This is a genomic window from Clostridium muellerianum, from assembly GCF_012926525.1.
Classification (GTDB): domain Bacteria; phylum Bacillota; class Clostridia; order Clostridiales; family Clostridiaceae; genus Clostridium_AM; species Clostridium_AM muellerianum.
In genome coordinates, this window is record NZ_JABBNI010000031.1 from 1 (window position 1) to 21,942 (window position 21,942).

20 protein-coding genes, 5 tRNA genes and 4 other annotated features are annotated in these 21,942 nt (G+C 29.4%); of the genes, 4 read left to right on the forward strand and 21 right to left on the reverse strand.

Going from position 1 to position 21,942, the window contains the following annotated elements:
- Nucleotides 1-182 precede the first annotated feature (182 nt).
- Nucleotides 183-518 carry a hypothetical protein gene (locus HBE96_RS15415; protein ID WP_169298633.1) on the forward strand — a complete coding sequence of 112 codons (336 nt, stop codon included), beginning with the start codon at nucleotides 183-185 and terminating at the stop codon, nucleotides 516-518.
- A 293-nt stretch (nucleotides 519-811) separates the two neighbouring features.
- Nucleotides 812-1,201 (forward strand): hypothetical protein, encoded by a 390-nt coding sequence (locus HBE96_RS15420; RefSeq protein ID WP_169298634.1) that lies wholly within the window; start codon nucleotides 812-814, stop codon nucleotides 1,199-1,201.
- Nucleotides 1,202-1,315: 114 nt separating this feature from the next.
- On the opposite strand, the gene HBE96_RS15425 is transcribed toward HBE96_RS15420, so the two are convergent.
- From HBE96_RS15425 to ytxC, 12 genes are all read right to left on the reverse strand, one after another.
- A complete protein-coding gene (locus tag HBE96_RS15425; protein ID WP_169298635.1) occupies nucleotides 1,316-2,848 on the reverse strand; it encodes a hypothetical protein in 1,533 nt (510 codons plus the stop codon).
- Nucleotides 2,849-3,073: 225 nt separating this feature from the next.
- On the reverse strand, nucleotides 3,074-4,159 hold the full coding sequence (locus tag HBE96_RS15430; RefSeq protein WP_169298636.1) for a clostripain-related cysteine peptidase: 1,086 nt from the start codon (nucleotides 4,157-4,159) through the stop codon (nucleotides 3,074-3,076).
- A 97-nt stretch (nucleotides 4,160-4,256) separates the two neighbouring features.
- A complete protein-coding gene (locus HBE96_RS15435; RefSeq protein WP_169298637.1) occupies nucleotides 4,257-4,544 on the reverse strand; it encodes a hypothetical protein in 288 nt (95 codons plus the stop codon).
- Between the two features lie 219 nt (nucleotides 4,545-4,763).
- Entirely contained in the window at nucleotides 4,764-5,369 is a 606-nt protein-coding gene (locus HBE96_RS15440) for a cell division protein ZapA (RefSeq protein WP_169298638.1), read from the reverse strand.
- 293 nt (nucleotides 5,370-5,662) lie between these two features.
- Nucleotides 5,663-8,044, reverse strand: a complete 2,382-nt coding sequence (gene pheT / locus HBE96_RS15445) for a phenylalanine--tRNA ligase subunit beta (protein ID WP_169298639.1) — start codon at nucleotides 8,042-8,044, stop codon at nucleotides 5,663-5,665.
- Between the two features lie 46 nt (nucleotides 8,045-8,090).
- Nucleotides 8,091-9,110 (reverse strand): phenylalanine--tRNA ligase subunit alpha, encoded by a 1,020-nt coding sequence (gene pheS, locus HBE96_RS15450; protein ID WP_169298640.1) that lies wholly within the window; start codon nucleotides 9,108-9,110, stop codon nucleotides 8,091-8,093.
- Between the two features lie 123 nt (nucleotides 9,111-9,233).
- Nucleotides 9,234-9,461: a binding site (T-box leader), on the reverse strand.
- 63 nt (nucleotides 9,462-9,524) lie between these two features.
- Nucleotides 9,525-10,310, reverse strand: coding sequence for a TrmH family RNA methyltransferase (locus tag HBE96_RS15455; protein WP_169298641.1), 786 nt, complete (start codon nucleotides 10,308-10,310; stop codon nucleotides 9,525-9,527).
- Nucleotides 10,311-10,398: 88 nt separating this feature from the next.
- Nucleotides 10,399-10,758, reverse strand: coding sequence for a 50S ribosomal protein L20 (gene rplT / locus HBE96_RS15460; RefSeq protein ID WP_169298642.1), 360 nt, complete (start codon nucleotides 10,756-10,758; stop codon nucleotides 10,399-10,401).
- 27 nt (nucleotides 10,759-10,785) lie between these two features.
- Nucleotides 10,786-10,983 (reverse strand): 50S ribosomal protein L35, encoded by a 198-nt coding sequence (gene rpmI / locus HBE96_RS15465; protein WP_029162098.1) that lies wholly within the window; start codon nucleotides 10,981-10,983, stop codon nucleotides 10,786-10,788.
- Nucleotides 10,984-11,002: 19 nt separating this feature from the next.
- On the reverse strand, nucleotides 11,003-11,524 hold the full coding sequence (gene infC, locus HBE96_RS15470; RefSeq protein WP_169298643.1) for a translation initiation factor IF-3: 522 nt from the start codon (nucleotides 11,522-11,524) through the stop codon (nucleotides 11,003-11,005).
- A 34-nt stretch (nucleotides 11,525-11,558) separates the two neighbouring features.
- Nucleotides 11,559-11,670, reverse strand: a sequence feature (ribosomal protein L20 leader region).
- Nucleotides 11,671-11,724: 54 nt separating this feature from the next.
- Complete coding sequence (thrS, locus tag HBE96_RS15475) at nucleotides 11,725-13,641, reverse strand: threonine--tRNA ligase (RefSeq protein ID WP_169298644.1); 1,917 nt, start codon at nucleotides 13,639-13,641, stop codon at nucleotides 11,725-11,727.
- Nucleotides 13,642-13,708: 67 nt separating this feature from the next.
- Nucleotides 13,709-13,986: a binding site (T-box leader), on the reverse strand.
- 139 nt (nucleotides 13,987-14,125) lie between these two features.
- Nucleotides 14,126-14,404: a binding site (T-box leader), on the reverse strand.
- 112 nt (nucleotides 14,405-14,516) lie between these two features.
- A complete protein-coding gene (ytxC, locus tag HBE96_RS15480; protein ID WP_169298659.1) occupies nucleotides 14,517-15,416 on the reverse strand; it encodes a putative sporulation protein YtxC in 900 nt (299 codons plus the stop codon).
- A gap of 810 nt (nucleotides 15,417-16,226) precedes the next feature.
- Here ytxC and HBE96_RS15485 point away from each other — a divergent pair.
- Both HBE96_RS15485 and HBE96_RS15490 read left to right on the forward strand, forming a co-directional pair.
- Nucleotides 16,227-16,931 carry a DUF6873 family GME fold protein gene (locus HBE96_RS15485; RefSeq protein ID WP_169298645.1) on the forward strand — a complete coding sequence of 235 codons (705 nt, stop codon included), beginning with the start codon at nucleotides 16,227-16,229 and terminating at the stop codon, nucleotides 16,929-16,931.
- A gap of 14 nt (nucleotides 16,932-16,945) precedes the next feature.
- Nucleotides 16,946-17,416 carry a hypothetical protein gene (locus HBE96_RS15490; protein WP_169298646.1) on the forward strand — a complete coding sequence of 157 codons (471 nt, stop codon included), beginning with the start codon at nucleotides 16,946-16,948 and terminating at the stop codon, nucleotides 17,414-17,416.
- Between the two features lie 120 nt (nucleotides 17,417-17,536).
- On the opposite strand, the gene HBE96_RS15495 is transcribed toward HBE96_RS15490, so the two are convergent.
- The 9 genes from HBE96_RS15495 to HBE96_RS15535 form a co-directional block, all read right to left on the reverse strand.
- Nucleotides 17,537-17,610, reverse strand: a tRNA-Cys gene (locus HBE96_RS15495).
- 4 nt (nucleotides 17,611-17,614) lie between these two features.
- Nucleotides 17,615-17,689 (reverse strand) — tRNA-Gly (locus HBE96_RS15500).
- Nucleotides 17,690-17,704: 15 nt separating this feature from the next.
- Nucleotides 17,705-17,780 (reverse strand) — tRNA-Phe (locus HBE96_RS15505).
- A 5-nt stretch (nucleotides 17,781-17,785) separates the two neighbouring features.
- Nucleotides 17,786-17,862: transfer RNA gene (locus HBE96_RS15510), tRNA-Asp, on the reverse strand.
- A gap of 5 nt (nucleotides 17,863-17,867) precedes the next feature.
- Nucleotides 17,868-17,943, reverse strand: a tRNA-Val gene (locus tag HBE96_RS15515).
- Between the two features lie 169 nt (nucleotides 17,944-18,112).
- Nucleotides 18,113-18,997, reverse strand: a complete 885-nt coding sequence (gene hslO / locus HBE96_RS15520; RefSeq protein WP_169298647.1) for an Hsp33 family molecular chaperone HslO — start codon at nucleotides 18,995-18,997, stop codon at nucleotides 18,113-18,115.
- Between the two features lie 60 nt (nucleotides 18,998-19,057).
- The gene (locus tag HBE96_RS15525) at nucleotides 19,058-19,801 is read right to left on the reverse strand and encodes a class I SAM-dependent DNA methyltransferase (protein WP_169298648.1); all 744 of its coding nucleotides are present in this window, start codon (nucleotides 19,799-19,801) and stop codon (nucleotides 19,058-19,060) included.
- Nucleotides 19,802-19,900: 99 nt separating this feature from the next.
- Complete coding sequence (locus tag HBE96_RS15530; RefSeq protein ID WP_169298649.1) at nucleotides 19,901-20,161, reverse strand: alpha/beta-type small acid-soluble spore protein; 261 nt, start codon at nucleotides 20,159-20,161, stop codon at nucleotides 19,901-19,903.
- A gap of 80 nt (nucleotides 20,162-20,241) precedes the next feature.
- Entirely contained in the window at nucleotides 20,242-21,942 is a 1,701-nt protein-coding gene (locus tag HBE96_RS15535) for a peptide ABC transporter substrate-binding protein (RefSeq protein WP_169298650.1), read from the reverse strand.

Below are 21,942 nucleotides of genomic sequence, written 5' to 3' on the forward strand. Positions count from 1 at the left end.
ATATTTATTACCTCCCGTGTGTGTATTTGTGTGGTAACTTTTATATAACACGGTGGTTAAAAATATGCCATATTTATTTTTTGGTAGTATTGCCAATTTAGGTTTTTATTTTGCAGAACTAAAGTAAATAAAATACATAGATTACCACAATCTATGAAAATAATTCCTAGGAGGATAAAATAATGAGCGTAGTTTGTAAAGCTCTAATAGGTCCTTTTGAACACACCTCTAATTGCGAATGTACATTAGTAGATTTCGATCTCACTATAAAAGGACTTTGCAATGGAACTAGATATGGTATAGTTGCAGTAGTAAAATGTAATTCCCTTGTAGTTGCAACTGTATGTCGTATATTTGATGTTAATGTTCCTAGTGCTGGTCAATGTACATGCGTAGATGTACCTCTAGAATTTAGAAAAATTATTGTGGATGAAAAATGCTGTACTGATGAAACTTGCGTCTGGGATGTAGATGTTGTTTGTGCTAATTATATTCTTGGATGCTGTTCATTGGAATAATGAATAGGGATAATTATTTTATTATCCTTTAAAAACTTAAAACTACTTTTAAGGATATCTGAATGGATATCCTTTTTTTGAAAATTAAACGTTAATTATCTAATATCTTATTAAATTCATTCTACACATGATTAACTATCTCAAACATACCTTATGCAAACAATTATACTTAAAATAAATATTTCAAACATCAATGAATCTTACTTAGTGAAAATATTATGATAGTTATCCATAGAATTAAAGTGTATTTCTAAAAAACAAAATTTATTTGTGAAATGAGGAGGCTAGACCAAATGAATGCTGGTGATTTTGATAAAAACAGTTCTATCCCAGTAAAAAAGCATCATAATTCACCATATAAAAATGATACTAACAGCTGCCATGAAAATATTGGTAAATTTATACTTAAGCCACAATGTACAAATCAAGGAAGATTACTATTTTTGCATGTTAATTTAAAAAACATATGTCCAAATAAAATAATTGTTGTAGGTGTACTAATTTATGAAAATGATAAACTATATGCATCCAAAGTTAAAAAAATGCCTACAGGTTATTCTAGTGATTGCAAATATAAAGATTTTGATGCAGGAAAATTTTGTTTTGTATTTGAGGAAAAGGAAATTTGTAAGCATCGTAAATTTAAAGCAAAAGTTATATATCATTATACTGAATGTAGCTAAAAAATTAGATACTATACCTATTAGCTTAATTTCTGAATATTAAGAGCCAAACATAAGTTTAAGGGATTCAATGCTTCAACACTGAATCCCTATTTATTTTACCCATTTTTTTACTTATATACTTGAGTTTACCATCCTAAACATCAGTCCTCTACAAGGAATATGAACATGAACTGTCCATTCATCATGAGCTAAAACACTGCCCTCATCATTTATAACACTAGCAGTATTAGTAACTTCAAATTCGCCACAGGTTGCAAAAGGCCCTATTTGGCGAGTGTAAACAAATGTTTTTGGAAGGTTATCTACTCCTACACAAAGGTTTCCTAAGATTCCTTGTAAAGTATCTTCTACAGTAACACATTTATTCACTTCAGTAATAGTTGCATTGCTAAAATTAATAGTAGCTGTTCCTATAAACTCTGTAGTTCCATCTGGAACACTAGTTCCATTAAAGCCATAGTCAAAATTTTGAAGTATTGCCGTAGCTGTATTAGTCCTTTCATCTCCATTAGGAAGATTAGCACTATAAGTGCAATTTAAAGTCCCCCCGGCAGCAAGTGTATACGGAAAACTTACTCCACAAGCTGCAGTAGCAGCTATATTAGGTGAAATAATATCAGTAATACTATTTATCACAGCATCAATAGGCGCAGGATTATGAACAGTTATATTTCCTGATACTGCCCAACCACTATCTACAGATGTTTCACTTACTGTAACAGTATAATTAACTGGAAGCGATTGACCCGTTGAAAGAGTTATATTACTTTTATCTGCTGTTTTTGTAATATCCCAGTTATAAGTCCTAATTAAAGCTGTATTAACATCTTTTGATACTTGTAATGCATAGCAATTTACTGTAACTGTGGCCGATGCTGATTGTCCTGTTTCTTCAATTACGGCAGTATTAGTATGTGTTCCTGCATCATCAGGACATTGATATTTCACAGAATAGGAAAGCATTGCACTATCTGAAAAAGTATAGCTGCTGCCATCATCTGTAACATGAATAGTATCATTTACTATAGTTTGTTGATCTGGCATAACTGTAGTATCACTTGGACTTGGACCAAATGGTGTTCCTTCATGTCCAGCATGGTTCATAATTGTAACATTAGCTGTAACCTTATAGGTTGCACCCGGCATAACTGATCCTGATGGAATTATTACACTATATGGATAGCAGTGTGTTTCACCTGCAGGAATTATAGGATAACTGCTAACATCTACAGGTACACCTGTCAAAACACTTGTATTAGGTTGTATCTGAATATCTAAATTTATTTGCAAATCTTCAGTTGGTGAAACTCCTGCATTTGTTACACATACCTCACCCTCTATAAATGCTTTATCTGTAGTCCCCTGACTTTTTACAACAGAAACAGTATATTGAGATGTCCCTAAATCACCATTAAACAAGTTCCATACAGTAGGAGTAGCAGATTTAGTAATACTCCAAGTAAATTCCTCTGTGTTATGCGCTGTAGCTGTTGCAGTAGCAGTAAGAGTGGTACTCCCTACCTGTTGAATTATTATATCACTTGGAGATGGATTTTCATCTACAGATGCTTCATTAACCTGACCTCTATGAACTTTTATATTACCTAAAGTATATTCTATTTTAGGATCTTTTCCCTTCTCCATATATATCCTCCTCTTTTTTTAAAAAAGTTTATTTCATTAAATCTTTAAAAAGTTGTAATATTTAACTTCTGTTTATAATATACTATTAAAATTATCTCTAAATGTTACTGTAATTCTATAGATATATTCTTTTTATAAACACTATTACATATATTTAAAGCATAAAAAATAGAGCTTTGTTCAAAACTCTATTTTTATATGCCACTCTTATACTTTAGTACTTTTTTAATTGTTAAACTTTAATATATAATGAACTTTTTCCTCAGAACTCCCCTTTAAAGATACATTAATCTTATCTTTCTGCACAGGCATTTTATCCAGATCCTTGTTACTTAAAAGTTCTGTCCAAAGATTATTTTTAGAAAAGGCTAATTTACGATAGAAAACAATTAAGTATCCTACATCTTCACAGATTGCATTCACAGAAACATTTATACCATAAAAAGGTTTTTTACTATATATAACTATTGATTTTAAGTTATCATTAATATTTTTAACAAAATCCACTTTTTCTAAATTTACATTAGAATTGTTAATGACTTCTAAAGGATTTTCTATTGTTTTAGCTGCATTACTAAATAAAAGCTTTATTTTTTCTAATTTTTCATGATTTATTTCAAATGCTGCCAAGTTAAAATCCTGATCTTCTATTAAATATCTTATAAATAAATTCATATCAGTACTAATACTATATTTTTGGGTATTAAAAACTAATTTATCATAACTTATTCCTTCATAAGCAGCATAATCTACATAGGTTATTGCAGTTTTTACTGCAGATTTTTCTTCTTGACCTAATTCGTAAAGAATCTCTACACAATTCATATAGCACATATCTAATACTAAAATATCTATTATATAATGTAGATTTTTCCTTACTGCATTAACTGCTTCAATCATTTCAGGTATTCCCATAATATATGGCACATCCAAGCTTAAGTCAGTAAAACAACCTATAAAATCTCCTCCATGATCAGAAAGCACTAACATAAAATGTTCAGCTTTATAATTTTTACATCCCCATTTTATAAAATCGTATAAAACATTAGGATCTGCCATATTTGCTTTTCCTAAATCTTCAACTAAAACAGATTCACCATTTTTAGCATAGCATCTCCTTACTCCAGACCAGCTATCTTTATTATTATTTTTATAGTTGCCCAGTTTACCTATTTGAACAACTACATTTATGTCATTGCTTGATCCAACCTTTTCACAAGCTAAAAGTGATTTGTACATAATTTCTTCCATTTCATTATTACCATCTGCATATATCAATATAGTCCACTTTTTTATACCACTATTACTCATATTGTAAACACACCCTTAATCATGTAGATAAAACATGCTTAACCCTATAAAACCTTTATTTTATAATTAATTAAGTACAAAATTTTAGTGTTTTTTATTAACAATGATTATGCTTATTACTATCCTTATGTTTATGTTTATTCTTATGCTTATGCCTATGCCTATTTTCAGTGCACTTTGAATTTAGCTCACTTAATATAGAACATACTAATTGCATAACAAACATATTATCCAGCCCGTGTGATAAATTACAACAACATTCATCTGATTCAGGTTCTACATCAACATTTATATTTACCGATTTAATCATTTCACAGGGTTTAAATTCAATAATACATTCATTATCTTCACTTAAAATGTCTTGGCAACGCGTTTTTTTTGACATCTTAAAATCTCCTTAAAAATGCTTTTAATTAATTTATTGATACTATACTATGTCATGTTATCATTATATGCAAAAATACTATTATTGTTATTTTTATATGTTTTCTTACATATAAATCATATACAATATTTAAATAAGTGTAAAAAAAAATAAATGCGAGAAAATAAATTTTATTTTTTCTCACATTTTTATTCAATAAAAAAACATATCATAATACATTTACTTAACACCTTGTTCTCCATTTAATAGAGGATTATTGAATTTCTTTTCTTTTGCTAAGCTTATTTGATTTTCTATTAATTTATGTTGTAAGTCTATAACCTTATATTTAGATGTCTGCAGCTGAAATTTTATTTCCTTATTTTGCTCTTTTAGTTCTGTATTTTCTTTTAAATACTTTTGAGCTGTATTCTGCATTATTTCCATTTCCTTAATAAGCTTCTCTACTTGCTGTTCCTTTTGCTCTAAATATTGAGAATTCACATCATTTTTTAATTTCAATTGTAGTTCTGCATTATATTCTTCCATATGCTTTAACTGCTTTTTCAAAGATTCAATTTGTTCTTCATAGCTTTTTTGCATTTTTTCCATTTGTTCAAAATCATTATAAAGCTTTTCATACTCTTTCTGCTTTTTAAACATATCATCAACTATATTTACTGCTGAAAGAATTGCTGCTGATGACGTACTTAATTTTCCATTGTTCTCTAATATATTTTTAACTTTCTTATCTACATAACCAGCTACTTTATGTAAATATTCTTCTTGTTCATCACCTTTTAAGTTATATTCTATTCCATTTATCTTAACGGTTATAACGTTCATGTAAACACCCTCTTAGATAACTCTATTTATTACAGTTTTATATAACATTATTCTATCATAAAATTTGTATATATTAAACCTATTATTTCAATAACAGTACTGCTTAAGTTTTACAATGTTTTGAATAACACTAGGATATAAACAGAGGGGCTGTCACACTAAGAATAAATTCTACAACATATTGTATTAATAATTGATTCATAAGCCAATATGTTGTTCTAAATTTCTTAATGCCACAACCCTCTATATTTATTTTATTAAATGTCTACTTACCGTAATACTCCATATTAATGTTATCTAAGTTGTGCTCCTAGTCTATTTTCTAGAGTTCTAACTATTTTGTCATGTACTTTACTTACTTCTTTATCTGTTAAAGTTCTATTTTCCTCTCTATAAGTAAGTGCATAAGCTATACTCTTTTTGCCTTCTGGTATTTGCTCACCTTTATATACATCAAATAACTTTATGCTTTCTACTAAATGTCCACCCTGCTTATGCATTATTTCCTCAATATCCTGTACAAGTATACTATCATCTACTAATATAGCCATATCTCTTGTTACTGCTGGGAATTTAGGAAGTGCTTTATACTTTTTATCCATATTTGAATATTTATATAACACATCAATGTTTAATTCCGCAATATAACATCTTTCATCCACTTCATAGTTTTCTGCCACATCAGGATGAATTTCTCCTAAAATACCTACTAAATCTTTCTTTATATAAAGTGATGCTGTTTTTCCTGGATGAAAGCTAGGATTTTCACTTTCTCTCTTAAAAGAAAACTTATCAATACCTAAATTTTCAAGTATATTTTCAACTACTCCTTTAATATGGAAATAATCTGCATCGCCATATAATCCTAAAGTAACTATGTTTCTTTCTTCTGGAAGCTTATTTCCATCCTCATTTGGAATATATACCTTACCCATTTCAAAAAGTCTTACATATGGGTTATTTCTTGAATAATTTCTTCCTAGCGCCTCCATCATAGACGGTATAGTTGTTGTCCTCATTATACTATAATCTTCACCTAACGGATTTTTTATAGATACTACTTTTCTTAAATCACTATCTTCAGGTAAAAGAATTTTATCAAAAACCTTAGGACTTACAAAAGAATAACTTATAGATTGATTAAGTCCACTACACATCAAAGTTTCTATTAACTTATCATCTAATTTTTGTTTTGGACTTTTTCCACCTCTTGTATTTACACTTTTTATTATAGTAATTGGAACATTATTATATCCATATATTCTTGCTACTTCTTCTGCTACATCTTCTCTTATATTTACATCACATCTAAATGTTGGTACATCTATAACTAGCATATCTTCTTTAATCTTGGTATTTAATTCTAACCTGTCTAGATACTCTTTCATATCTTCTTTTGATATATCTGTACCCAAAAATCTATTTATCCAGTTAGAGTCAACTTCTAAAGTATGTCTTTCTACCTTTTCTGGATAAATATCAATGGTACCTTCCATAACTTCACCAGCTACTAACTCTTGTACTAAATGACAAGCTCTATCCAAAGCAAGTTCTGCTAAATTTGGATCTAAATCTTTTTCAAATCTTGAAGATGCTTCTGTTCTAAGAGCTAGCTTTTTAGATGAAATTCTTATATTTGTTCCATCAAAATTTGCACTTTCAAATATTATTGAGGTAGTATCCTCCTGAACTTCTGAATTTAATCCACCCATTATTCCAGCAAGTCCTATAGTTCTTTCTCCATCCTTTATGTTAAGTACATTTGAATCCAATATTCTTTCTTCATCGTCTAAAGTGGTAAACTTTTCTCCATCTAAGGCTCTCTCTACTACTATATTTTTAGATGTTATTTGTCTTGCATCAAAAGCATGCATAGGCTGACCAAGCTCTAGCATAACAAAATTGGTAATGTCAACTATGTTGTTTATTGGTCTTACTCCTGCTTCTAATAATCTATCCTGCATCCAACCTGGTGATGGCTCAACCTTAATATTCTTAACACCTCTTGCCATATATCTTCTACAAAGCTTATCTTTTATATCTACTTTTAATTGACTTTCTATATTATCTTTGCATGTAGCTTGAAATTTAAATTCTGGCATTTTATACTTTCTACCGCCTAAAGTAGCAGCAGTTTCTCTTGCAATTCCTACAACACTTAAACAATCTGGTCTATTTGACGTTATCTCAAAGTCTATTACAGAACTGGTCATATCCAAAACTTCTTTTATATCTTTACCTATTGGTGTATCTTCTGGAAGTATCATAAGTCCATCAACTGGTTCATCATGAGCTATTCCAAGCTCCTCTTCTGAACAGAACATTCCATTTGAAACTACACCTCTAAGTTTTCCTTTTTTAATCTTAAGTCCGCCATGTAATGTAGATCCATGAAGAGCTACTGGTATTATATCTTGTTCCTTCATATTTGTAGCAGCTGTAACAATTTGTAATAATTCTTCTTTATTTATATTTACCTGACATATAGATAATTTGTCGGCTTCTGGATGTTTAACTATTTCTACTATTTTTCCTGTAACTACATTTTGAATTTCATCTCCTGTAGTTTCTATTGATTCTACCTTTGACCCACTTAAAGTAAGTCTATCACCAAGCTCTTTAGCTGAAATATCTATATCCACATAATCTTTTAACCATTTAACTGGAACTTTCATTTATACTCTCTCCTTTTTTAACTTAATAAATTAAAACTTTATAGTTTTAAAACTGATCTAAAAATCTCATATCACTTTCATAAAGCTGTCTTATATCATCAAGACCATACTTAAGCATAACCATTCTATCTACACCAAAACCAAAAGCAAACCCACTATATACTTCTGGATCTATGCCGCAATTTTTTAAAACCTCTGGATGAACCATTCCGCAACCTAAAAGTTCAATCCAACCTTCTCCTTTACATACTCTGCATCCTTCTCCACCACATACAAAGCAAGTAGCATCCATTTCTGCTGAAGGTTCAGTAAATGGGAAATGATGTGGTCTAAATTTAGTTTTAACCTTATCTCCAAGCATCTTTTTTGCAAACAACTCAAGAGTGCCCTTTAAATCTGCAAAAGTAATACCTTTATCTACTACCAGGCCTTCCATTTGATAAAATATTGGCGAATGAGTAGCATCTACTGCATCTGAACGATACACCTTTCCAGGGGATATCATTTTTATTGGTGGTTTTTGTTTTTCCATAGTTCTAACTTGTATTGGAGATGTTTGAGTTCTTAAAACAATATTATCGTTTATATAGAAAGTATCCTGTTCTCCTCTTGCGGGATGATTCTTAGGTATATTTAATGCTTCAAAGTTATAATAATCTAATTCTACTTCTGGACCTTCTTCTATAGTAAATCCCATAGTTATAAATATCTCTTTCATCTCATCTAGAGTTTGTTCTAATGGATTTCTTTTACCTATAGTTTGCTTTATTCCAGGCATAGATATATCTATTACTTCATTCTTTAATCTCTCATTTTTTTCTCTATTTTTTATAGCACCAATTCCTTCTTCTATTGCAGTTTCTAACACTGCTCTTACTTCATTTGCTATCTTTCCAACTATAGGTCTTTCTTCAGCTGAAAGAGCTCCCATACCTCTAAGTATTTGTGTTAATTCACCCTTTTTCCCAAGATATTTTACCCTTATGCTTTCAAATTCAGAGCTATTTGAAGTATTTTTTATTTCTTCCAAAGCATTATTTTTTATAAGTTCTAATTTTTCTTTCATGTTTTTTCTCCTTTCACATTTTGTTCTACATTTGTATAATAAGCTGAATGCTATTATACAAATTAAACTGAATTTATATACTACAGTTTAATTTATTAAATATAAAAAAAGTCCGTCCCTAACAAAAGGGACGGACCATATCCGCGTTACCACCCAAATTGATATTATTATATACATAAATAATACCCGCTTTGTAAATATATCGGTTTTAACCGCCAACTGCTACTTTAAATTTCACAATTAGAACTCTAAAGTGAACTTCAACATACAGGCCTTTAAGAAAGCTCCCAGCCTCTGACTTTCTATCTCTAAAAAAAACTGTATACCTACTCTCTTTATCATAGTTTAATATTTTAATGTATTTTATTATTTTACATATATAACTTTCCATTGTCAATACAAATTACAAATTTTTTAGTGTTCAAAATTTTGCCTAATAATTTCAAACATCATAATGCCTGCAGCTACAGACACATTAAGAGACTCTGCTCCTCCTGGCATTGGTATCTTCACCTTTATATCAGCCATATTATATAACTCATCGCTTATACCATTACCCTCATTACCTACAGCAATTATTACTTTTTCTTTTAAATCTGCATCATAAAAATTTTTATCCGTATCTAATGAACTAGCTACTAATTTAAATCCATTTTCTCTTAAAAACTTTACTTTATCTAGATCATTATCTTGTATTATAGGTACATGGAATATAGATCCCATAGTTGATCTTAAAGTTTTTTCATTATATATGTCTACAGTTCCTTTAGTGAGTATTATCCCAAGAGCTTTAGATGCATGAGCAGTTCTTATAATAGTTCCCATATTTCCTGGATCTTGTACTTTATCCACAAGTACATAAAAACCGTCTTTATTTTCCACATCTAATTCTCTGTTATCCACTACTCCAATTATACCTTGTGGGGTTTCTGTATCACTTAAAAGCTTTAATATTTGTTCTGTAACCCAATATACTTTAGTATTTGTTTGAATCTTGTTACTAATATTAAAGTTTTGCCATTTATCTTCGCTATTTTCACTTACAAATAGCATTGTCACTGAAAATTCTGATTTTAAAGCTTCTAAGACAAATCTAAATCCTTCCACTAAGAATTTATTACTTTTATTTCTATATTTTTTTTCTTTTAACTTTCTAACTTCTTTTACTAAGCTATTATCTTTACTTTTTATTATATCCATACTTTTCAAACACCATCTTTTTATTTTTAATAACAAATTTTAAGTAAAAAAAATGCAGCATTACTGCTGCATTTTTATGTAAATATTATTAAGCATTCAATTGTTTCTTAGCTATTTCAACTAATTCAGCAAATGATTTTGGATCGTTTATAGCTATTTCTGAAAGCATCTTTCTGTTAATGTTGATACCTGCAGTCTTTATTCCATTCATGAATTTTGAATATGAAAGACCATTCATTCTTGTAGCAGCATTTATTCTAGCTATCCAAAGTCTTCTGAAATCTCTCTTCTTTAATTTTCTTCCTACATAAGCATTTCTTAATGCTCTTATAACTGTCTCGTTAGCAGTTTTAAATAACTTGCTTTTACCACCATAATAACCTTTTGCAAGTTTTAGTATTTTTTTATGATATTTACGAGCATTCACAGCTCTTTTTACTCTTGCCATTTAAAAAACCCTCCTTCGAACCATCTATTATACATAAGGCATTAATTGTTTCATAGTTTTTTCCTGAGTTACTGAAACGTAACCTGCTTTTCTAAGATTTCTCTTAGTTTTTGCACTTTTCTTTGTTAATATATGGCTCTTGAAAGCTTTCGCTCTTTTAAGTTTACCTGTTCCTGTAACTTTAAATCTTTTTGCTGCACTTCTTTTTGTTTTCATTTTTGGCATAACAAATTCCTCCTCTCAATTATGCTTTCTTAGGTGCTAAAATCATTATCATGTTTCTTCCTTCTAGCTTAGCTTGTTTTTCCATTACACAAACATCCTCAAGTCTAGAATAAAAAGCATCTAATATTTTTCTACCTATAAACGAATAATCTGCTTCTCTACCTCTAAATCTAACAGTGACTTTTACTTTGTCACCTGCAACCAAGAACTTTCGTCCATTGTTTGCTTTAATAGAAATATCATGTTCTTCTATAGTTGGACTAAGCCTAACTTCTTTAAGACTTACAACTTTTTGTTTTTTTCTAGCGTCTTTATCCTTTTTAGCCTGTTCATAAATATATTTTCCAAAGTCCATTATTTTACAAACTGGCGGATTAGCATTTGGAGATATCATAACTAAATCTAGTTCCTTCTCCTCAGCCATTTTAAGTGCATCTTTTGACAATATAACTCCAAGTTGAGAGCCATCATCTGCAATAACTCTTATTTCTTTATTTTTTATTTCCTCATTCATAAGAAAATCTTTATTAATAATTTTCACCTCCCAGGTGTTTTTTTATTATAATGTTTTATAGCATATAAAAAAAGGACAGCCTAAGCCGTCCTTAAAATACAATTCAAATAAAAACTGTAGTAACCTCACTAGCTTTGCTGTAAGGTGAGAAACGGCTGTTTCTTCTTAACAAAAGTTATTTTACTACTATCCTATAAATTTGTCAATACTTTTTATTATATTTTATATTAGTCTACAGAACTTTCTTTTTTGTCAATTTCTTCTTTTATCTTTTCTATAAACTTATCTAAATTCATAGCTCCAAGATCTCCAAGTTTTCTGCTTCTTACAGCTATTGTATTTTCTTTCATTTCTTTATCACCTAATACAAGCATATAAGGAACTTTTTGAAGTTGAGCTTCTCTTATTTTATATCCTATTTTTTCATTTCTCAAGTCTACTTCTACTCTTATCTTATTCTTCTTTAATTCTTTAGCAATTTTATTTACATAATCAATTTGACCATCTGTAATATTCATTATTTTAACTTGTACTGGTGCAAGCCAAGCTGGGAATGCTCCTGCATAGTGCTCTATTAGTATTCCTATGAATCTTTCTATTGAACCAAATACAACTCTATGAACCATAACTGGTCTGTGTTTTTCTCCATCAGCGCCTATATAAGTTAAATCAAATCTTTCTGGCATCTGGAAGTCAAGCTGTACAGTTCCACACTGCCAAGTTCTACCTATGCAATCTCTTAAGTGGAAGTCTATTTTAGGACCATAGAATGCTCCATCTCCTTCATTAATCTTATACTTAAGACCTATAGTATCTAATGCATCTTTTAATCCATTAGTAGCAGCTTCCCAATCTTCATCACTTCCCATAGAATCTTCTGGTCTTGTTGAAAGTTCTACAAAATATTCAAATCCAAATACTTTATAAAAATCATCTATTAATTTTATAACATTTACAATTTCATCTCTAATATTATCCTTTGCTAAGAATAGATGAGCATCGTCTTGTGTAAAACATCTAACTCTCATAAGACCATGTAATGAACCTGATTTTTCGTGTCTATGAGCTAGACCCATTTCAGCATATCTTAAAGGTAGTTCTCTATATGAATGTATTGTATTTTTGTAAACAAGTATTGATCCTGGACAGTTCATTGGTTTTATAGCATAATCTTCATTATCTATTTTAGTAAAATACATGTTTTCTTTATAATGATCCCAATGTCCTGATTGTCTCCATAACTTTTCATTTAAAATTACAGGAGTCATTATTTCATCATAGTCAGCTGCTGAATGCATTTCTCTCCAAAAGTTTTGAAGAGTATTTCTTACTATCATTCCCTTAGGGTGGAAGAATGGGAATCCTGGTCCTTCTTCATGCATGCTAAATAAGTCTAATTCCTTACCTAATTTTCTGTGATCTCTTTTCTTTGCTTCTTCTAACATATTTAAATATGCATCAAGGTCAGCCTTTTTCTCAAAAGCAGTTCCATAAATTCTTTGAAGCATTTTGTTTTTCTCGTCACCTTTCCAATAAGCACCTGCAATAGAAAGTAATTTTACAGCTTTAACCTTTCCTGTTGATGGTACGTGAGGACCTGCACATAAGTCTACGAAATCTCCTTGTTTGTAGAAAGATATTACTTCACCTTCTGGTAAATCTTTTATTAATTCAACTTTATAACTTTCTTTCTTTTCTTCCATAAGTTTTATAGCTTCTTCTCTTGGAAGTTCAAATCTTTCAAGTTTTAAATTATCTTTAATTATTTTGTTCATTTCTACTTCTATTTTTTCAAGCATTTCTGGAGTAAAAGAAAATTCTGCATCAAAATCATAATAGAATCCTGTATCTATTGCTGGTCCTATAGCTAATTCAACTTCTGGATACACCTTTTTTACAGCTTGAGCAAGTATATGTGAACCTGTATGTCTTAATATCCATCTTCCATCTTCATCATCAAAAGTTAATATTTCAAGTTTACAATCCTTGTGAATTTCTGTCATTAATTCTGCTCTTTCACCATCTATCTTAGCTCCTAAAGCTTTTTTTGCTAGTGAAGTACTTAGCTTAGCTGCTACATCAAATACTTTTGTTCCTTCTTCTACCTCGATTAAGCTTCCATCTTTTAAACTAATTTTTATCATAATATTTTCCTCCTAGTCTTATTTATTTAAATTAATTATTTGCAAAATAAAAACACTTGTCTCATAAACATGGGACGAGTGTTAGTTCGCGGTTCCACCCAACTTTAACAGTACATAAATCTTATTTAATCCAAAGATTATTAAAGCTATACAATAAAAAATAATTTTTTGCGTATCTACTGTTATCTCTATACCTTTAACGCAGGCAACGGATATACTTACTACAATTTCAGTATTCAACTCAAAGGTGGTTTTCAACAACTCTTATTCGAAGAACCTCTCACCCAATGAGTTCTCCTCTCTTAGAACAGTTTGTTATTTACTCTTCCTTATCACTGTTTTTTGTATATTATAGTATTTAGCTTAATTATTGTCAATAGTTTTTATAAATTTTATTTGAATTAATTTTATAAACATGATATAATTAAAGGTTAGTATCCCACTAGTTTTTTTATTTATCAAATAAAAAAACACCTATCCCTACATATGGGACGAGTGCTGTTCGTGGTTCCACCCAAGTTTAACAGTACATAAGTCTTAATTAACTCAAACTCATTAAAGCTACACAATAAAAAATAATTTTTTTGTGTATCTACTGTTATCTCTACACCCTTAACGCAGGTAATTCGAACATACTTACTACAATTTCAGCATTCAACTCAAAGGTGGTTTTCAATAACCCTTACCCAAAGAATCTTTCAACCGATGGATTCTTCTCTCTTGGAGTAGCTTGTTATTTACTCTTCCTTATCATTGTATTTAAATTTATTACATTTAAATTTATTGTTTCTATTATAGTCTTTTAAATTATACATGTCAATACTTTAAATTATAAATATCAAAGTATTTTATTTTTTATAAATTTATAGATTAATTCACACCTTATTAAGGCTATGCTTAATTTCTTTGCATACTTTACAAGTATCGCACAGTTGTACTCTATCTGTAAATACCTTTTTTATTGTATCTATTAAATCTAAATTTTTGCAATTTTCACTGCAGTGAATTACTATTTTTTCGGGAGAATTGGTTATCAAAACACTTATAATCATATCGTCAATATTGGTATTATCACTATACTTTAGTTCTTCTAAATCACTAAATAGCTTTTCTTCTATATTATTTCCTTCCCTATCTTGAATAGAATATTTACCATCGTTTTTTATAATTATATTTATTTCTTCTATTTTACTATCTTGAATTTCCACAAAATACTTTAATAGCTTTATAAATTCAGTATACTCTTTTTCAGCCATATATTTTTCTACAACTTTATCAATTATTTGTTCTAAGTCCTCTTTTAATTCCTTCATCCTAAAAGTTATAAATCCATTTATATTTATTTCTTTATTCTCGTGTATGCATTCTACGATCTTATCTATTATAATGTTTTTTTTATTCATATAGTAAATTGAATTCTCATCTATGGTTGCTTCTTTTCCTTTTAGCACTTTTAAACTGCTTTCTTTTATTTCTTTTATTTCATCATATTTTAAGAAAAAGTATGTGTCATACAGGAACATTTCCATATCCCTTTTATAAAATTCATCTATAACAATTTCATATAGTATATTAGCTATATTTATAGTGAACATACTATTTAATTTATCATTTAACTCTTCATCACAAAATATTTTTACGAAGTGAGTATTGGATTCTATACTTTCTGAAATTCCTATAACTATATTTTTATTTTTAAAATATTCTTTTATTTTATTTATTCTATCTATTACATTCTCTTTATCATTATCATATACTACAGTTAGCAACAACATCATTTCCACTCCCTTCTTTGAAATAGTATATGTTTAAAAAAAATGTATATTCAAAAATTTATTTTTAAATATCGACATATTATAAAAATATTGCGACGCAACTTTTTAGGTGGAGTCCGCATTGAATATATGGTGTATAAAAGCTGACCGTTTATTAAGGAGCTCTAATGCCTAAAATTCAAAAAATCTCTACCCGCTCAAATGTCCCGTCCTGGGACTTTCGCGGCTTGAATCATCCTGATTCAAATTACGAGATTTTTTAAATTTTAGACATAAGATCTCCTAAATTCACTCAAAAGCTTTTATACACCATATATTCAAAGCTCCCTCCACCTAAAAAGTTGTGTAGTAACTATTGTAATTTTAATATTAAAAATTGCTTATAATACATTATGATCAATCTCTTTCGAAATATTTATGCAAAATAGAAAATAACTTATGACAATTTAATTATATGCGTACGCTTGAAGTTACTAGTTTGGATTTTAACTTTTATGTAGTGATATATGGTAAGTGTTTCATCACATTAGCTAAATTGTTTTAGTATTATTCTTAGTTCAAAATTTTTGAAAGCCTTAGAACTTTAGTCCTGTTTGAGGGAACCGAGTTTGACAAAGTTCTTAGGCTTTCAAAAATTTCGAGCTTTAGAATAATTAAAACATTTAGCAGTGATGAAACACTTACCATATATCATGGAGTAAAAGTTAAAATCCAAACTACTACTGCACCTTTGCGTCGCATTATGCTTATACTATAAATTAAAGTTATAATATATAGTAATCTATTGAATAAAAAGAGGTGCATGAAATAATGAAATATGCTATTGTAGACTTTAGAACAAGTTTTGAAGAAAAAAATAATCTTATGAATTTAGGATATGAAGTATTGATATGTCCACCATCAGACTTATTATATGAGGCAGTATGTGGACATCCCGATATTCTTTTACATATAATTTCTGATGATACAATAATGGTTCACAAGGATATTAATAAAGAATTTATAAATAAGCTAACTTCCATGAATTTCAAAGTGGTTTTCTCACAAAATAGTCTTGAAGAAAAGTATCCTTATGATATCTTTTTAAATAGTGTTAATATGCCTAATTTATTTGTTCACAACTTAAAATATACAGATCCTAATCTTATGCTTTATGTAAAAAACAAAAAACTTATAAATGTTAGGCAGGGTTATACTAAGTGCTCTACCGCTATTGTAAATGAAAAAGCTGTTATGACTAGTGATAAATCTATAGCTAAAGCTTTACTTGCCGAAAATATAGATGTACTTCTACTTCCCCCTAAAGATATATTACTTCCAGGATTAAACTATGGTTTTATAGGTGGTTGCTGCGGTCTTTTAGATAAAAATACTATGGCATTCTATGGCAACTTAAATAATTATCTATATGGTAATGAAGTAATAAATTTTTTGAATAAGTATAATATAAAACCTATTTTTTTAAGCAGTGGAAAATTAATAGATAGAGGCAGTATTTTTATAATCGAAAATTAAAAAGGAAGGTTTTTATGGATTTACAAGAAAAAGAATTAATGAATACTATATGCAAATACTGCATAAACAAATATCAAATTTTAAATAACGCTCCTATATTATCTAGTTTTATTTATCAACTTGGAAAAAAACTTGATCTCGATATTCCTTCTATAAGAGGAGTCCTTAATGTGGAAGTAAATGGATACAAGCGTCTATTTGCTCATTGTTTCAATGTATATAATGGTCAAATAGTAGATACTTCTATATATCAATACGCTTTAATAAATAAGAGCATAAAACACTTATTTCCATTATACATAGTTGAAATTACTCCATCTCACATAGAATATTCCATAAATAGTGAAGTTAAATATGAATGTCAATTTAAATTTAAAGATGAGTACTTATCAAAAGCTTTAAATGAAATTAGAACTTTTAACAATATAGATTTAAAAAGATTTTCTATATCCGATGACTGTAAAAAAGAAAATATAATATATTAATATTGAACATCTTGGTATTCTTATATTGTGAAGTACTATATTTCAAATAACGTATAAAAAAAAAGTTTATACTGTCAATTAACTTACAGTATAAACTATTTTTAATTACCGCTATTAAATTGGAGGCGCCACCCAGATTTGAACTGGGGATAAAGGTTTTGCAGACCTCTGCCTTACCACTTGGCTATAGCGCCATATTGGAGCGGAAGACGAGATTCGAACTCGCGACGTTCACCTTGGCAAGGTGACGCTCTACCACTGAGCCACTCCCGCATTTCAATTTAATATTGGTGGCTGGACCAGGAATCGAACCAGGGACACGAGGATTTTCAGTCCTCTGCTCTACCGACTGAGCTATCCAGCCACTTATGGCGACCCAGAAGGGGATCGAACCCTCGACCTCTGGCGTGACAGGCCAGCACTCTAACCAGCTGAGCCACTGGGCCATATTTGGTGGGCACAACAGGGCTCGAACCTGTGACCCTCTGCTTGTAAGGCAGATGCTCTCCCAGCTGAGCTATGCGCCCAAATATCATCACTTACGACAATTAATATTATATAATCTAACTTAAATATTGTCAACTATTTTTTTATATGAAATAAAAAATTTTTCTGGTTGATTTGTAATAAAGTGTTAACATACCTTTTGAGATTATGTCCCAAATATAAAAAAGTTGGAGAACTTAACATTCTCCACTATTTACTGGCTGATTCTATAAGTTTTCCTATATCATCATGTTTAAATACATAAGATTTATTGCAAAAATTACAATTAAGTTCCTCATCTTTTCCTTCATCATATATTTCTTGCAAATCTTTCAATCCTATACTTATTAATGCCTTCTCAACTTTTTCCTTTGAGCAATCACATTTATAATAAGGTGTAGTGCTTTCTAATATTTTTAAATCCATACCTTCAAAAATGTAATTAAGAATTTCTTCTATATTCATTCCCTTAGTTATCATCTCTGTTATAGATGGTATCTCCTGTAGTCTATATGTTACTAAATCTGCAGTAAGTTCATTTGCTTCTGGCATCATTTGTATTATAAACCCACCTGCTGCTTTTATACTTAAATCCGTATCTACAAGCACACCTAACCCAACAGCTGATGGAGTCTGTTCTGAAACAGTAAAATAATAAGCTAAATCATCACCTATCTCACCTGTACGGATAGGCACTTGACCAATATAAGGTTCCCTTAATCCCATATCTCTTATAACTACAAGATCTCCATTTTTGCCTACAGCTCCACCTACATCTAATTTTCCTCTACTATTAGCAGGTAAATCTACCAATGGATTTCCAATATATCCTTTTACTCTTGCATCTGAATATGATGTAACAACTATTGCTTTAGCTTCTCCTCCTCCAGAAATTTTAAGAGTTAACGTATCATTTTTTGATTTTAGCATTGATCCCATAAGGCTTCCTGCTGTAAGCATTCTTCCTAGTGCTGCTGCCGCTGTAGGTGCACACTTATGGATTTTTACTCCTTCATTAACAAGCTCTGTAGTGGTAGCTGCTATTATTCTTATATCTCCATTACTAGCTACTGCTCTAACTAATTTATCTTTCATAACTAAAAATCCTCCTCTTTTTATATAACTCAAACTTATTTTTATATAGTATAGTAAAAACTAACTACACTTTTTTACCACATAAGTTATTCTTTCTGCTTCATCATTTATAATTTTTTCTTCATAATTATTCATAACTTTTACAAGTTGTAAATCACATGATTTTAAAAGCTCGCAAATTTTTTCATGCTTATAAGCCCTTTCACTATGTTCTTCATCAAATCTATTATAATGTTGTCCATGTTTTACAAAAAAGGTTAAATACATGTCCACGATATCATTATCCAAAAAATTTTCCCATATGTAAGTTACATTTTCATCATCATAATTATAAACGTTATTTCCTAGTATCGTTGCAAGTTTATAATAAGAATTCATATCAAATATAAATATACCATCATCTTTTAAATGATTATATATTCCTTTAAAATATCCTATTAATTTTTCTTCCTCTAATATATAGTTTGTAGAATCAAGACAACATGTTATAAGATCAAACTTTTTATTTAAGTTCAACTGAGTTATATCCTGACAAACAAACTTAACTTTTATACCCTTACTCCTCATCTTTGTTTCTGCCTCTGTAAGCATATCATAAGACAAATCTACCGCCCAAGAGCAGATAAACCTTGGTGCTATAAGCTCAGTTATATTTCCTGTACCACATCCCATATCTAAATAATCTTTTCTATTAACATTTAATTCATCACAATTTTTTAATATAGTTTGTACCCAGCTTTTATAATCTATATCCTTATTTATAAGCTCATCGTAAATATGCGCAAAATCTTTATAACAATCCATTTTTAGTTCCTCTCAAAATAATACTTATATATCATCAATTAATATTATATACTTTTAGAGTATAAGTCAATAACATAAGTTTTATAGAAAAACTTTATATTATTGACTTTGCTCTTTTTCTAAAATTGCTTTATTGCTAGGAAGATTATACTGTTTCTTTCTTTTAGTCATTATTCCTCCTATTCTACCTGTCTCCTCTGAGGTAAGTGCCCCCCAACCATGCTCCTTAACCTTAATATCCAAACCTAACTCGTGAGCTATTTCATATTTCATTTTTTCTCTAAGTTTCTCTTCATCACTTAACTCTTTATGAGATTTAAGCTTAGCTTTTATTACTTTTTTTAAAGGAGTTTTACCCATAAATATCCCACCCTTTCTTTTAATTATTTTTTACATGAAAGGGATTCTTTATGCATAAAATTCAAAGTTAGTTATTACTACTATCTTCCTTCCGTATATGCATATTTTATTTCATAAGGTGCTCCAAACAGTGTAAACATTACGTTTTTTACATATTTATATTTATACACTTCTTTGCTTCTATATACTGTAGGCGCTATTACTACATCCTGCACAAGCAGTATATTTTCGGCTTGCTTGAAGTTATTAAATCTATCTTCATTTTTGTTTTCACTTAAACTTGCTGCATTAATAATTAAACTATCATATTTATTGTTAGACCAATTTGTAGAAATTATATTTGAACCTGTAGTCCATAAATAGAACTCTGCCATAGGATCATTATAATCAGCAAACCAGGTCATAGATCCTAACTCATAATCACCACTTTCTAACTTTTTGCTAAAGTTATCTTTATCTGCATATTCTATTTTTATATTTATTCCTAAGTTCTTTTCATACATTTTTTTAAAAAATTCTGCTATATCCTTTTGTTTTGCATCCATTCCAGGTTGTATATACTTTATTGTTATTTTTGATGGATCAGTATCCATTCCAAGTTCTTTTAATCCTTGTTCTAAAAGTTTTCTTGGATTACCACTATCATCTTTTAATTTCTTTATTGGCTCAAAATTAGATTTTTCTCTAAAATCTTCTTTTCCTATTTGAAGTGAAGGTGGAACAAAAGCATATGCCGGCATGTATAAACCCTTCCATAATGTTTTAGAAACATCCTCTCTGTCTATAGCTAAGGAAAATGCTTTTCTTATATTTACATTAGAAAATAACTTGCTTTTTTCATTAAAGAATTCAAAATCAGTAGTTGGCTGTGACTTTTTTATTAAATCAAATTTTGATTCTTTTTTTATTTTATTTTTAAACTCTATATTTGTAATTTGAGCCATATCCAAAGAGCCATTTGATAGTTCTCCAATAATAGTATTATTTTGTTTAAAAATTTTAAAATTTGCTTTTTGTAACTTTACGCTTTTTGAATCCCAGTATTTTTCATTTTTATAAAGTTCAATTCTATCATTATGAATCCACTGCTTTATAGTGAAAGGACCACAAAATACCATCTTATCTGTGTCAGTTCCATACTTATCCTTGTACTTTTCAACTATATCTTTTCTTTGAGGTTGCATAGCTACGGAACTTGTTATATTAGTAAAATACGCACAAGGATATTCTAAATCTATTTCTAAAGTTTTATCATTTAATGCTTTTACTCCTAAAACATCAGGTGATATACTTTTATTCCCATTTATTTTAATATCATTATACTTTTTACTACCCTTTATAGCATATAATAGAAAAGCACTTGAAGATTGAATCTCAGGATCTAAAGTTCTTTTTATGCCATATTCATAATCTTTTGCAGTTACTTTTTTACCATCAGACCATTGATTGTCTCTAATATGAAAAATCCACTTTAACCTATCCTCTGATATTTCCCAGCTTTCTGCCCCAGCTTGCTTTACCATTTCTTTGCCTGATGAATCCGTCTCTATCCTTGTAAGCGATTCATTTATTTCTGATAATATTTGAAAAGAACTGCGCTCCTTGGCTTTAGATTGATCCAAAGTTTTTGGTTCACCATCTAAGGTTAAATTTAAATATTGAGTTTTATCAATTTCCCTTTTAACAGTTTCAACTTTTTTTTGTTTATTACATCCTGTTAACAATGATGTTGAAGTTAAAATTAAAACAACAATCAAAGATAACAACTTTTTAATATTCAA